Annotated in this window: 10 protein-coding genes; 8 read left to right on the top strand and 2 right to left on the bottom strand. The window is 71.7% G+C overall.

The features are described from left to right. The first annotated feature begins 59 nt into the window (after window positions 1-59). On the top strand, window positions 60-1,565 hold the full coding sequence (locus tag ACYVJE_RS15435) for an MFS transporter (RefSeq protein WP_461145009.1): 1,506 nt from the start codon (window positions 60-62) through the stop codon (window positions 1,563-1,565). 437 nt (window positions 1,566-2,002) lie between these two features. Here the strand turns inward: ACYVJE_RS15435 and ACYVJE_RS15430 are convergent, their stop codons facing one another. Together ACYVJE_RS15430 and ACYVJE_RS15425 are read right to left on the bottom strand one after the other, a co-directional pair. Then, complete coding sequence (locus ACYVJE_RS15430; protein WP_461145008.1) at window positions 2,003-2,341, bottom strand: P-II family nitrogen regulator; 339 nt, start codon at window positions 2,339-2,341, stop codon at window positions 2,003-2,005. Next, entirely contained in the window at window positions 2,338-3,666 is a 1,329-nt protein-coding gene (locus ACYVJE_RS15425; RefSeq protein WP_461145007.1) for an ammonium transporter, read from the bottom strand. Before ACYVJE_RS15425 ends, ACYVJE_RS15430 begins: the two co-directional genes overlap by 4 nt. Window positions 3,667-4,182: 516 nt before the next feature. Here ACYVJE_RS15425 and ACYVJE_RS15420 point away from each other — a divergent pair. The 7 genes from ACYVJE_RS15420 to ACYVJE_RS15390 are packed head-to-tail and all read left to right on the top strand — an operon-like array spanning window position 4,183 to window position 12,758. Beyond that, window positions 4,183-5,580, top strand: coding sequence for an MFS transporter (locus ACYVJE_RS15420; protein ID WP_461145006.1), 1,398 nt, complete (start codon window positions 4,183-4,185; stop codon window positions 5,578-5,580). Beyond that, the gene (locus tag ACYVJE_RS15415; protein WP_461145005.1) at window positions 5,573-7,678 is read left to right on the top strand and encodes a molybdopterin oxidoreductase family protein; all 2,106 of its coding nucleotides are present in this window, start codon (window positions 5,573-5,575) and stop codon (window positions 7,676-7,678) included. Before ACYVJE_RS15420 ends, ACYVJE_RS15415 begins: the two co-directional genes overlap by 8 nt. Continuing rightward, window positions 7,675-9,096: an FAD-dependent oxidoreductase gene (locus ACYVJE_RS15410; protein ID WP_461145004.1), complete on the top strand. Its 1,422-nt coding sequence runs from the start codon at window positions 7,675-7,677 to the stop codon at window positions 9,094-9,096. Before ACYVJE_RS15415 ends, ACYVJE_RS15410 begins: the two co-directional genes overlap by 4 nt. Then, entirely contained in the window at window positions 9,093-11,609 is a 2,517-nt protein-coding gene (nirB, locus tag ACYVJE_RS15405) for a nitrite reductase large subunit NirB (protein WP_461145003.1), read from the top strand. Before ACYVJE_RS15410 ends, nirB begins: the two co-directional genes overlap by 4 nt. Then, entirely contained in the window at window positions 11,606-11,929 is a 324-nt protein-coding gene (nirD, locus tag ACYVJE_RS15400) for a nitrite reductase small subunit NirD (RefSeq protein WP_461145002.1), read from the top strand. The genes nirB and nirD overlap by 4 nt, the downstream gene beginning before the upstream one ends. Further along, the gene (locus ACYVJE_RS15395; RefSeq protein ID WP_461145001.1) at window positions 11,926-12,096 is read left to right on the top strand and encodes a hypothetical protein; all 171 of its coding nucleotides are present in this window, start codon (window positions 11,926-11,928) and stop codon (window positions 12,094-12,096) included. The genes nirD and ACYVJE_RS15395 overlap by 4 nt, the downstream gene beginning before the upstream one ends. After that, window positions 12,093-12,758: a sirohydrochlorin chelatase gene (locus ACYVJE_RS15390; RefSeq protein WP_461145000.1), complete on the top strand. Its 666-nt coding sequence runs from the start codon at window positions 12,093-12,095 to the stop codon at window positions 12,756-12,758. Before ACYVJE_RS15395 ends, ACYVJE_RS15390 begins: the two co-directional genes overlap by 4 nt. Window positions 12,759-12,917 lie beyond the last annotated feature (159 nt).

The following is a 12,917-nucleotide window of genomic DNA, read 5'->3' as shown; positions in this document are numbered from 1 at the left end:
GAGACCGTTTCCACCTCCGCGCCACCTTGATTCGCGTCCACCGTCAGAAACGAGGAACGATGTCCGATCCGAGCAGAAGTGACCGCCCCGGCGTGCCCCAGGGCAGACGCAGGCTCCGCGAAGAGGACTGCATCGTCCTCGACAAACCGAAGCTCATCCGGGCGCAGGTCGGTGCCGGGGTCGGCAACTTCATGGAGTGGTACGACGTCGGAGTCTACGGTTACCTCACCGTCACCATGGCCCAGGTGTTCACCGCGGGCATGGACGAGACGCTCGGCCTGCTCGTGACGCTGTTCGGGTTCGCCGTGTCGTTCCTGGTCCGCCCGCTCGGTGGCGTCATCCTGGGCCCGCTGGGCGACAAGATCGGTCGCCGCAAGGTCATGTTCTTCACCATTGCGCTCATGGCCGCCGCGACCACGTTGATCGGTCTCCTGCCGGGGTCGGGCGCGATCGGCGCTTGGGCCGTCGTGCTCCTCTACCTGCTGCGCATGGTGCAGGGCTTCTCCACCGGCGGTGAGTACTCCGGCGCGTCGACCTACATCGCGGAGTTCGCCCCGGACAAGAACCGCGGGTTCTGGACCTCGCTGCTCAACAGCGGATCGCAGCTCGGTTTCGCGGCAGGTGCCGGTGTGGTCGCGGCGACCAGCGGCATCGCCAGCCACTTCTGGGGCCCGGACGCCATGGTCAACGGCGGCTGGCGCGTTCCGTTCCTCGTCGCGTTCGTCCTCGGCATCATCGCGATCGCGCTGCGCAGCAGGGTCTCGGAGTCCCCGACCTTCGAAGCGGCCCAGGAGAAGACCGCGGAGCAGGCGGCCGACCCGATGTTCGTCCGCCACAAGCTGCCCGGAGTTCTCAAGCACTACTGGCCGCAGGTGTTGATCGGCATCGCCCTCATCGGTGCCGACGGCGCGTCGTCGTACACCCTGACCAGCTACATGCCCACGTACCTGGAAACCCAGGTCGGGATCGCCACGTTCCACACGGCGCTCGCCACCGTCGTCATCCTCGTGCTGCAGGCCTTGCTGCTGCCGGTGTTCGGGCGGATGTCGGACAAGCTCGGGCGCAGGCCGGTCTACCTCATGGCGGCCTTCGGCAACCTGGTCCTGCTGGTCCCCGCGTTCGCGCTGATGAACCTGGGGGCCACGTGGTCGCTCTACGTCGCGCTGGCGCTCGTGATGGTTCCGGGAGCGCTGTTCCTGTGCATGAACGCCGCCATCATGGCCGAGCTGTACCCGACCGCGTCGCGGTACTGCGCCGTCGGATTCGTGCAGAACATCGCGGTCTCGCTGTTCGGCGGCACCGTGCCGGCGGTCTCCCAGCTGCTCGTGCAGGTGACCGGCAACAGCTACGCGCCCGCCTTCTACGTCATGTTCTTCTCCCTCATCGCAGTGGTCGCCGCCCTGTTCATGCGGGAGTCCGCCGCGCGCCCGCTGCGCGGATCGGTCCCGGTGGTCGCCAGCGGCGAAGAAGCCCGGGAACTCGTCGACGGCCAGGACGCGGACGAACGCCTGGACACGTCGACCATGCTCCTGGCACCCCTGCCCACGGCGGACAACCGCTCCTGATCCCTCCGGCGCCGTGGCGAACACGCCCGACCCAGTTTCCCACCGCCGCCTTCGCGTGGAAGGGAGAGCGCATGAAGCTCTCCGAGCCTGCCGTCTACTCGCACCAGACCTACTGCGCGCTGAGCGTCGGGAACCGGACGAGGTCGCCGAGCAGGTCCAGGGGTGGTGCACCCCGGACTCGGGGGTGGCGGCGAGTTCGGGAGTAGGTGCTGTCGTGCAGCAGTTGGCGCGTCCGGCGTCGACGACGGGAAAGCCGATGCATGGGTGGTTTCCGCTGCTGCAGCTCCGCCGTTCCTTGCGTGGTCGCGCCTTCGAACATCGCGGCGATCTCGGAAGCGGTGCACGAGGGGGCGGGGCGCCGGACGGAACCTCGTCGACCGTCACCGGCCGGGGCACTCCGCGCTCCCGTCGTGGACGCGGAGTGCCCCGGTCCCTGATCAGACCGCGTCTTCGCCGGTCTCACCGGTGCGCACGCGCACGACGTGCTCCACGGGCGTGACCCAGATCTTGCCGTCGCCGACGTTGCCGGTGCGCACCGCCTCGGTGATCCTGTCCAGCGTGGTGTCCACCGCGTCGTCCGGGACGAGCACCTCGACCCGGAGCTTCGGCAGGAAGTCCACGGCGTGCTCGGTGCCGCGGTAGACCTCGCGGTGGCCCTTCTGCCGCCCGCAGCCGTTGGCCTGGCTGACCGTCATGCCGAGCACTCCGGTCCGCGCCAGCGCTTTCCCGAGTTCGTCCAGTGCGGACGGCTGCACGACGGCGGTGATCATCTTCATGCGGGGGCTCCTTCCCGTGCTCGGTCGCGCCGCCCGAGGGCCGAACGGCCGATGCGCTCCTCGGCGAAGTGGTACGCGGATTCCGCGTGTTCGGACTCGTCGATGCCGACGGCTTCCCGTTCCGGCGCGATGCGGAACCCGAGAACGGCCTCGACCGCCCACGCCAGGAAGAGGCTGGCGGCGAACGAGTAGGCCAGCACCGCGGCGGCCCCGACGGCCTGGCGCCACAGCTGGTCGACGCCGCCGCCGTAGAACAGTCCCGCGATGCCTTCGGGTGCGTTCGGCGAGGCGAAGAGCCCCACCAGCACGGTGCCGAGGAGGCCGCCCACCAGGTGGATGCCGACGACGTCGAGCGAGTCGTCGAGGCCGAGGCGGAACTTCCACGTGATCGCCCAGGCGCAAAGGACCCCGGTGAGCGCGCCGATCGCGATCGCCCCGAGCGGGGTCACGGAGTTCGCCGCGGGGGTGATGGCCACGAGCCCCGCCACGATGCCGGAGGCGGCGCCGAGCGTGGTGGCGTGGCCGTCCCGCAGGCGTTCCACCAGAAGCCAGCCGAGGATGGCCGCGCTGGTGGCGACGAGCGTGTTCACCACCGCGACCGCGGCCTCGGTGTTGGCCGCCAGCGCCGAGCCGGCGTTGAACCCGAACCAGCCGAACCAGAGCAGGGCAGCGCCGAGCACCACCAGCGGCAGGTTGTGCGGCTTGCCCGGATTCTCGGGCCAGCCGCGCCGCTTGCCGAGCACGAGGGCCAGCGCCAGCGCCGCCGCACCGGAGTTGATGTGCACGGCGGTCCCGCCGGCGAAGTCGATCGCGCCCAGCCGGTTCGCGATCCAGCCGCCGGGGGCGAGCACGTTGCCCGCCGCGTCGGTCACGTCGAACGCGAAGACCCAGTGCGCGACCGGGAAGTACACCACCGCGGCCCACAGTGCGGCGAACAGCAGCCACGGGCCGAACCGGGCCCGGTCCGCGATCGCCCCGGAGATGAGGGCCACGGTCAGGATCGCGAACATCGCCTGGAAGCCGGCGAAGGCGATCGTCGGCACCGTGCCTTCCAGCTCCCCGTCCTCGAGAAGCGCGCCGAGGCCAAAGAACTCGTCCGGGGCACCGAGCAGCCCGAGGCCGCCCACGTCCGGGCCGAAGGCCAGCGAATAGCCGAAGAGCACCCACAGCACGCCGATCACCGCGATGCTGCCGAAGCTCATCATGAGCATGTTCAGCACGCCGCGCGAGCGCACCATGCCGCCGTAGAAGAACGCGAGTCCGGGTGTCATCAGCAGCACCAGGGCCGCACTGATCAAAACCCACGCAGTGTCACCAGTGTCCACGGAACACCTCCCTGAAGTTGCTGTCGCACCGCAGTCTCGGAGGCCGGTGTTTCCGGGATGTGTCCGTTCGCAACACTTCTGCGTAAACGAACGCCCGTGTCTGTGACGAGTTCGTTTCCCCGGGGAAAGACCTGGGGTTCGGCGCGATCAGCGGTCCCGTGAAGCCTCTGGCGCGACGCGCGCTCGCGAAGCGGCACGTGCCGTCGGCTCAGCAGTTTCGCGATCAACGCTTGGCTCGGTGCCCAGGACAGCTCCGCTCGGCGCGGTGCCGTTCCACCGCGTGCCGCCCGTCCGGGGGCAATCGACTGTGCACAGCGTCTCCCGCGCATCGGTGCGGGACGCGGGAGCGCATGCGCGCGCCCGGACGGCCACGCGGCGACCCCGCCTGCGGGCGGAGCGCTCACCGCAGCACCGGTCATGCCGTGAGCGATGTTTTTCGCGGCGTAACACGTAAGCAACGCCGCTGGAAACATCCCGTTCCTAGCGTCGTCGGCACGCCGAGGAAAGGAGACGCCGGTGGCGACTGACGCTGTGCGCGCGATCGGGCGCTGGCGCGAGGGCTGGGACCCCGAAGACCGCGCCTTCTGGGAGCGCACGGGACGCCGGGTGGCGCGGCGGAACCTCGTGCTGTCGATCTTCGCCGAGCACGTCGGCTTCTCGGTGTGGAACTTCTGGTCGGTGCTGGTGCTGTTCCTGTCACCGGACATCGGTTTCGACTTCACCGCCGGGGAGAAGTTCCTGCTCGGGGTGCTGCCGACGCTCGTGGGTGCGGTACTGCGGCTGCCCTACAGCGCGGCAGTGACGCGCTTCGGCGGTCGCACCTGGACGACCATTGCCTCGGCGCTGCTGCTGGTACCGACCCTCGCGGCGGCCGTGCTCGTGCACCACCCGGGCGCGCCGCTGTGGGTGTTCGTGCTCGTCGGTGCGACCAGCGGTGTCGGCGGGGCCACCTTCGCCTCCTCGATGACGAACATCGCCGCGTTCTACCCCCGGAGCGAGCAGGGTTGGACGCTGGGGCTCAACGCGGGCGGCGGCAACATCGGCGTGGCGACGATGCAGCTGATCGGGCTGCTGATCATCGCCACCGCAGGGGATGCGCATCCGGCGTACGTGTGCGTGGTGTACCTGCCGCTGATCGTGCTGGCGGCGTTGGGTGCCGCACTGGGCATGGACGACATCGACGCCGTCCGAGCCCGGCCGGGTGCGCAGGTCGAAGCGGTGCGCGAGCGGCACACCTGGCTGCTGTCGTTGCTGTACGTCGGCACGTTCGGTTCGTTCATCGGATACAGCTTCGCCTTCGGGCTCGTGCTGCAGACCGAGTTCGGTTTCGGTGCGCTGCAGGCGGCCTCGTACACGTTCCTGGGCCCCCTGCTGGGATCGCTGTCGCGCCCGGTGGGCGGCCGGCTGGCCGACGTCATCGGCGGGGCGCGGCTGACGCTGGCGAACTTCCTCGGCATGGCGGCGGGCACGGCGGTGCTGCTGCACGCCTCCGCGGTGGCCTCGTTCCCGCTGTACCTGGCGGCGTTCATCGCGCTGTTCGTGCTCACCGGTGTGGGCAACGGGGCGGTGACCACGATGATCCCGGCGGTGTTCGCCGAGCAGGCTGCCTCCGCGGTGGCCGCGGGAGCGGATCCGGGCACGGCGCGGGAGCGCTCGCGCCGGGTGTCCGGCGCGGTCATCAGCATCACCGGTGCGCTCGGCGCGTTGGGCGGGGTGTTCATCAACCTGGCCTTCCGCGCCTCCTACGGCGGTCCGGCCGGTGACGGCGATACCGCGCTGCTGGTGTTTCTGGCCTTCTACGTCTGCTGCGCCCTGCTGATCTGGGCGGTGTACCTGCGGCGCTCGCGGGGGTTGTCGGACGCGTCGTGCACCGGAACGCCCGCGAACGCCCGCTCGGAGGTGGAACATGTCTGAGCAGTTGTCGTTCGCTGCGGTCATGTCGGACGCGCCGACCGGTGAGGTGCACACGCACTGCCCGTACTGCGCGCTGCAATGCGGCACCTACCTGCACCGCGCGGCGGAGGGCGTCGCGGTGCGCCCATCGGAGTTCCCGGTCAACCAGGGTGGCCTGTGCCAGAAGGGGTGGACCGCTCCCGAACTGCTGGACACCGCCGACCGCCTGGAGCAGCCGCTGCTGCGCCGCGAGGGGCAGCTCGTGCCGGTGGACTGGGACACGGCGCTGGAGGTGATCGCCGAGCGGGTGACCGCACTGCGGGCCGCGCGCGGCGCAGACGCGGTGGCCGTGTTCGGCGGCGGCGGGTTGACCAATGAGAAGGCCTATCAGCTGGGCAAGTTCGCCCGTGTGGCGCTGGGTACTGCGCAGATCGACTACAACGGCCGGTTCTGCATGTCCTCGGCCGCGGCGGCCGGCACGGCGGCGTTCGGCGTGGACCGCGGGTTGCCGTTCCCCGTGACCGATTTCGACGGAGCCGACGTGGTGCTGCTGGCGGGGGCGAATCCGGGCGAGACGATGCCGCCGCTGATGCGCCACCTGACCGGCTCCCAGCTGGTGGTCATCGACCCGCGGCGCACGGCCACGGCCGAACAGGCCGCGCTGCACCTGCAGCCAGCACCCGGCAGCGATCTGGCCCTGGCGATGGGGCTGCTGCACCTGGCGATCATCGACGGCCACGTGGATCGGGACTACGTGGCCGACCGCACCCGCGGTTTCGAGGAGGCCAGGCCGCAGGTGATGCACTGGTGGCCGCAGCGGGTGGAGCGCGTCACCGGCGTGCCGGTGGCGGACCAGCGCGCGGCGGTGCGGATGCTCGCCGAGGCGGGCAACGCTTACCTGCTCACCGGCCGTGGGGTGGAGCAGCACAGCACCGGCACCGACACCACGGCCGCGTTCATCAACCTGGCCCTGGTGCTGGGGCTGCCCGGCCGCGTGGGCAGCGGGTACGGCTGCCTGACCGGGCAGGGCAACGGCCAGGGTGGGCGGGAGCACGGGCAGAAGGCCGACCAGCTGCCCGGCTACCGGATGATCACCGATCCGGCCGCGCGGGAGCACTTGGCCGCCGTGTGGGGCGTGCCGACCGCGTCGCTGCCCGGGCCGGGCCGGTCCGGCTACGAGCTGTTCGACGCGCTCGGCCGCGACGACGGGCCGTCCGGGTTGTTCGTGTTCGGTTCCAACCCTGTGGTGTCGGCGCCGCGCTCGGCCCACGTGACCGAGCGGTTGGCCGCGTTGGATCTGCTGGTGGTGGCCGACTTCGTCCCTTCGGAGACGGCGCGCGTGGCCGACGTCGTGCTGCCGGTGTGCCAGTGGGCCGAGGAAGAAGGCACGATGACCAACCTCGAAGGGCGGGTGCTGCGGCGGCGCGCGCTGCACGCACCGCCGGGGGCGGTGCGCAGCGACTTGGCGGTGTTGCGGGAGTTGGCGGTGCGGCTGGGCCAGCCGGCCGAGCGGTTCCCGGACGAGCCGCGGGAGGTGTTCGCCGAGCTGCGGCGCGCTTCGGCGGGCGGCGCGGCCGACTACTCCGGCATCAGCTACGAGCGGATCGACGCGGGTGAGGCGCTGCACTGGCCCTGCCCGGGCGGGGAGCACCCGGGAACGCCGCGGATGTTCCTCGACGGGTTCGCGCACGCCGACGGGCGGGCCCGGTTCGCGGCGGTGGAGTACCGCGAACCGGCGGAGATCCCAGACGAGGAGTTCCCGCTGGCGGCGACGACCGGGCGGCTGCTGGCGCAGTACCAGTCGGGGGCGCAGACGCGGCGGGTGCCGGAGCTCAACGCGGCCGACGCCGCGGCGTCCGTGCAGGTGCACCCGGACACGGCGGCGCGATCCGGCGTGTCCGAGGGCGCGTGGGCGCGGGTGTCCTCGCGGCGCGGCAGCGCGGTGGTGCGCGTGCGGGTGGTGGCGAGCATGCGGCCGGACACGGTGTTCGTGCCGTTCCACTTCGCCGCCGAGGGGCGGGCGAACCTGCTGACCGGGGACGCGCTGGACCCGCGCAGCCGCATGCCCGAGTTCAAGATCAGCGCGGTGCGCCTGGAACCGGTGGAGGGCGCGGCATGAGCGGAATCGTGATCGTGGGCAACGGGCCGTGCGCGCACCAGCTGGTCACGCGGCTGCGCGAGCACGGTTACAGCGGTGGGGTCGTGGTGCTCGGCGCGGAGGACGCGCCGGCGTACAACCGGGTGCTGCTGCCGTCGGTGCTGGCCGGGTCGCTGCGTGCGCAGGACGCGGTGCTGCCCGACGTGGGCGCGCAGGTGCATCGCGGGGTGTGCGTGGCCGCGGTCGACACCGTGGGCAAGACCGTGTCCACCACCGACGGGCGGTGTTTCGACTACGACGCGCTGGTGCTGGCCACCGGGTCGGTCTCGCGGGAGGGCGGTCCCGGCGCCGCGGAGGGTCCCGGGGCTGTCGCGACGGCCGGCGCGGAGGCGACCGCGGAACCGCCGGTGTGGTCACCGCGCACGCTGGGCGACTGCGCGCGGCTGGACGGTGGCAACGGCCCGGTCGCGGTGCTCGGTGGCGGGGTGCTCGGCGTGGAGGTGGCCTGCGCGCTGCGGACCCGGGGGCGCGCGGTGACGTTGGTGCACCGCCGGGCCTGGCCGATGAACCGGCAGCTGGATGGTTCCTCCGGCGGGATGCTCGCCGCGCAGCTGCGCGAGCTCGGCGTGGACCTGCGGCTGGAGCGCACGGCGGTGGCCCGCCGCGCCGGCGGGGTGGAGCTGGACGACGGTGCGCACGTCGCGGCCGCGCACGTGCTGACCTGCGTCGGTGCGCGGCCGGCCGTGGAGCTGGCGGCGCGGGCGGGCCTGGCGGTGCGCGACGGCGTGGTCGTCAACGCCGCGGGGAGCACCTCGGATCCGCACGTCTTCGCGATCGGCGACTGCGCCGAACATCCGCAGTTGCCGGCCGGGCAGCTCAGCTCCGGCTGGGACCAGGCGGAGGCGGTGGCGCGGGCGTTGACTGGTGGCGAGCCGCACCGGCCGACGGCGGCGCGGGTGATGCGGCCGCGCACGCGGGACGTGGACGTGGCCGTGCTCGGCGATCCGGACGCGGCGCCGCAGGCGAGCACGGTGACGTTGTCCGACCCGGCGCGGTGGCGCTATGCCCGGTTGGCGCTGCGCGGCGACCGGTTGCTCGGGGCGGTGCTGTTCGGTCTGCCCGCGGCGATCGCCGCGCTGACCCAGCTGTACGAGCGAGGCGCTCCGGTGCCGCGCAGTCGGCTGTCGCTGCTGCTGGGACTGCCGGAACGCACTGGAACCGGCGGTGGGGAGCTGCCGGACGACACCGTGGTGTGCCACTGCAACAACGTCACGAAGGAGTCCGTGCTCGCAGCCCGCGACGACGGGGCGCGGACGGTGCCGGAGCTCGCCCGGGCCACCCGGGCCACCACCGGCTGCGGGGGCTGCCTGCCGGTGATCGAACGCCTGTGCCGCACCGCGGACGACCGCACCGATCGAATCCAGGAGGACGCCACATGACCAGCACGCTGATCATCATCGGCCACGGCATGGTGGGCCACCGGCTCGTCGAGGAGATGCGGGCGCGCGACAGCGCCGACGCGTGGCGCGTGCTCGTGTTCGCCGAAGAGGAGCGGCCGGCCTACGACCGAGTGGCACTGTCGTCGTACATCCAGGGCACGACCGCGGAAGAGCTGAGCCTCGGCAGCGGGGAGCTGTTCGCCGACCCGATGGTACAGCTGCACCTCGGCAACCCGGTGACCGGCATCGACCGCGATGCGCAGCAGGTGACCACCCGCGAGGGCGCGGTGTTCGCCTACGACGCGCTCGTGCTCGCCACGGGTTCGCGCCCGTTCGTGCCGCCGGTGCCGGGGCGGGAACTGGACGGCTGCTTCGTCTACCGCACCATCGAGGACCTCGACGCGATCCGGCAGGCGGCCGTGGCGGGGCGTCCCGGTGTGGTCGTCGGGGGTGGTCTGCTCGGGTTGGAGGCGGCGAACGCGCTGCGGCTGCTCGGCATGGACACGCACGTGGTGGAAATGGCGCCGCGGCTGATGCCGCTGCAGGTCGACGAGGGCGGCGGCCAGGTGCTCGACGGGCTGGTCACCGACCTGGGGTTGAGCACGCACTGCGGCGCGGCCACGCAGTCCATCGACGGCGGGTACGGCCGGGTCACCGCGGTGACGCTCGGCGACGGCACCGTGCTGGCCACCGACGTCGTGGTCTTCTCCGCCGGGGTGCGTCCGTGCGATGACCTGGCCGAGCCGGCCGGGTTGGAACGCGGCGAGCGCGGGGGTTTCCTCGTCGACGAGCAGTGCCGCACCGCCGACGAGCGCATCTGGGCCGTCGGCGAGTGCGCCGCCGTGGCGGGTCAGTGCTACGGCCTGGTCGCGCCGGGTTACAGCATGGCCGAGGGTGTGGCCGAGCAGCTCGTCGCCGGTGGTGCAGGCACCTTCCCGGGCGCGGACCTGTCGACGAAGCTGAAGCTGCTGGGCGTGGACGTGGCCAGTTTCGGCGACGCGCACGGCCGGTCCGCGGGCGCGTTGGAGGTCGTCTACACCAACAACGCTGCCGGCACCTACGCCAAGCTCGTGCTCAGCGATGACGCGCAGACGCTGCTGGGCGGGGTGCTCGTCGGCGATGCCGCCGCCTACGGCACGCTGCGGCCGCTGGTGGGCCGCGAGCTGCCGGCACCGCCGGAGCAGCTGCTGCTGCCCGCCGGGGCCGAGGTCGGCGCCGGCGGGCTGCCCGGGGACGCCACGGTGTGCTCGTGCAACAACGTCTGCAAGGACGCCGTCGTCGGTGCGGTCCAGGAGGGCGCGACCGATGTGGGGGGCCTCAAGGCGCGGACGAAGGCGGGCACGAGCTGCGGTTCGTGCGTGCCGATGTTGACCAAGCTGCTCGGCGAGTGCGGCGTGGTCACCTCGAAGGCGCTGTGCGAGCACTTCGCCCAGTCGCGCGCGGAGCTGTTCGAGATCGTCCGCGCCACGACGATCACCTCGTTCTCCGAGCTCATCTCTCGCTACGGCAGCGGCAGCGGCTGCGCGATCTGCAAGCCGGCGGTGGCGTCGATCCTGGCCAGCCTCGGCACGGGGCACGTCCTCGACGGCGAGCAGGCCGCGCTGCAGGACACCAACGACCGGTTCCTGGCGAACATGCAGCGCAACGGAACGTACTCGGTGGTTCCGCGCGTGCCGGGCGGGGAGATCACCCCGGACAAGCTCATCGTGCTCGGCGAGGTCGCCCGGGACTTCGGGCTGTACACCAAGATCACCGGTGGGCAGCGGGTGGACCTGTTCGGCGCGCGGGTGGAGCAGCTGCCGCAGATCTGGCAGCGGCTGGTCGACGCGGGCTTCGAGTCCGGCCACGCCTACGGCAAGGCGCTGCGCACGGTGAAGTCCTGCGTCGGCAACGACTGGTGCCGCTACGGCGTGCAGGACTCGGTGAGCATGGCGATCCGCCTGGAGCTGCGCTACCGGGGGTTGCGCTCGCCGCACAAGATCAAGGCGGCGGTGTCCGGCTGCGCCCGCGAGTGCGCTGAGGCCAACAGCAAGGACTTCGGAGTGATCGCCACTGAGAACGGGTGGAACCTCTACGTCGGCGGCAACGGTGGGTTCGACCCGCGGCACGCGCAGCTGCTGGCCGGTGATCTCGGCGACGACGAGTTGATCCGGCTCGTCGACCGGTTCCTCGTGTTCTACATCCGCTCGGCCGACCGGTTGCAGCGCACGTCGGCGTGGCTGGAGGAGCTGGACGGCGGCCTGGAGCACCTGCGGTCGGTGGTCGTGGACGACGCGCTGGGCATCTGCGCGGACCTGGAGGAGGCGATGCACCAGCACGTCGTCGATTACACCGACGAGTGGGCGGCGGTGCTGCGCGACCCGGACAAGCTGGCGCGGTTCGTGTCGTTCGTCAACGCACCGGAGACGCCCGATCCGACGATCAGTTTCACCGAGGAGCGGGGGCAGATCCGGCCGAATCCGGTGACGCTGCCGCAACCGGCTGTCCGCGACCGCGAGGAGGTCCAGGCATGAGTTGGTTGCCCGTCTGCGACGTGACGCGCCTGCAGCCGGAGTGCGGCATGCCGGTGCTGGTCGGTGACCACCCGGTGGCGGTGTTCCGCACGCGCGAGGAGGAGTTGTTCGCCGTGAGCAACGTGGACCCGTTCTTCGGGGCGGGGGTGATCAGCCGCGGCATCGTCGGGGACCGCGAGGGCGAGCCGACGGTGGCCTCACCCCTGCTCAAACAGGTCTTCGCCCTGCGCACCGGGCAGTGCCTGGACGAGCCTGAGATGACGCTGCCGGTGTACCCGGTGCGGAACCGGCAGAACGTGGTGGAGGTCGCCGTTCCATGACCGAACCGCTGGCGGGTTTCACGGTGGCCGTCGCGGCGGCGCGGGGCGGGTCGAGGACCTCGCCGCGCCGCGGGCGGCGCAGCGGTGCGGAGGTCGTGCGCGGTCCGGCGCTGCGGATCCTGCCGCTGAAACCGGAGACGGACGGGGCGCGAGGGGACGACGCGTGAGTTCGAGGGTACTGCTGGCCGCACACGGCACACGCGAGCCGGCCGGGCCGCGCGTCATCAACGCCATCGCTGCACGAGTCTCGGCGCGGCTGGACGTGCCGGTGCACACCGCCTACGTCGACGTCATCGGTCCCACGATCGCCGACGTGCTGCGGGCCGATCCGGGACCGTTCGTGGTGGTGCCGGCGTTCTTGTCGTCCGGATACCACGTGCGCAGCGACGTTCCCGCAGGTATGGCCTCCTCGGCGAGGAACGACGTACTGGTCAGCCCGGCACTGGGGCCGGCACCGGAGCTGGCAGTGGCGATGCGGGACCGTCTGCGCGAAGCGGGCTGGCGCCCCGGCGCAGAGGTGATGTTCTCCGCGGCCGGCTCGACCGACCCCAGGGCACTGCAGGAGACTTGCGGAGCCGCCGGGATGCTCGGCCGCGCGTGCGGGCAAACCTTGTCAGCCACCTACGTCACCGCGGCCGAGCCGCGCACGGCCGCAGTGTGCCACCGTCCGGCGTTCATCGCGCCCTACCTGCTCGCTCCCGGGCTGTTCCACCGCGAACTGGCAAAGCTGCCGGTACGCGGAGTCGCCGCACCGATCGGAGCGCACCCGCGCGTCATCGACCTGGTAGTGCGGCGATACGAGGAAGGCTTCGCGTTGTCAGCCTCCTGACGCGGCTCAACGACCGCTGATGCGAACGGACGACCCGGGACCCACCACCGCTCGGACCGCTCCGTCGATGTGCGCGCTCCTCGCTGGAGCCGCGGGGCAGTGGATCGAGGTTCGGGCAACCACACGATCGCCCCGAAGTTTCTGCAGCCCCCGAAAACG

Source organism: Salinifilum aidingensis, assembly GCF_054782015.1.
The sequence above is the reverse complement of the archived record's forward strand: the minus strand, read 5'-3'. Positions and strand labels throughout refer to the sequence as shown.

Bases quoted from the DNA above. Each gene is read 5' to 3' on its own strand.
- ACYVJE_RS15435 (WP_461145009.1), top strand. From the start codon at position 60: ATGTCCGATCCGAGCAGAAGTGACCGCCCCGGCGTGCCCCAGGGCAGA.
- ACYVJE_RS15430 (WP_461145008.1), bottom strand. From the start codon at position 2,341: ATGAAGATGATCACCGCCGTCGTGCAGCCGTCCGCACTGGACGAACTC.
- ACYVJE_RS15415 (WP_461145005.1), top strand. From the start codon at position 5,573: ATGTCTGAGCAGTTGTCGTTCGCTGCGGTCATGTCGGACGCGCCGACC.
- ACYVJE_RS15410 (WP_461145004.1), top strand. From the start codon at position 7,675: ATGAGCGGAATCGTGATCGTGGGCAACGGGCCGTGCGCGCACCAGCTG.
- nirB (WP_461145003.1), top strand. From the start codon at position 9,093: ATGACCAGCACGCTGATCATCATCGGCCACGGCATGGTGGGCCACCGG.
- nirD (WP_461145002.1), top strand. From the start codon at position 11,606: ATGAGTTGGTTGCCCGTCTGCGACGTGACGCGCCTGCAGCCGGAGTGC.
- ACYVJE_RS15395 (WP_461145001.1), top strand. From the start codon at position 11,926: ATGACCGAACCGCTGGCGGGTTTCACGGTGGCCGTCGCGGCGGCGCGG.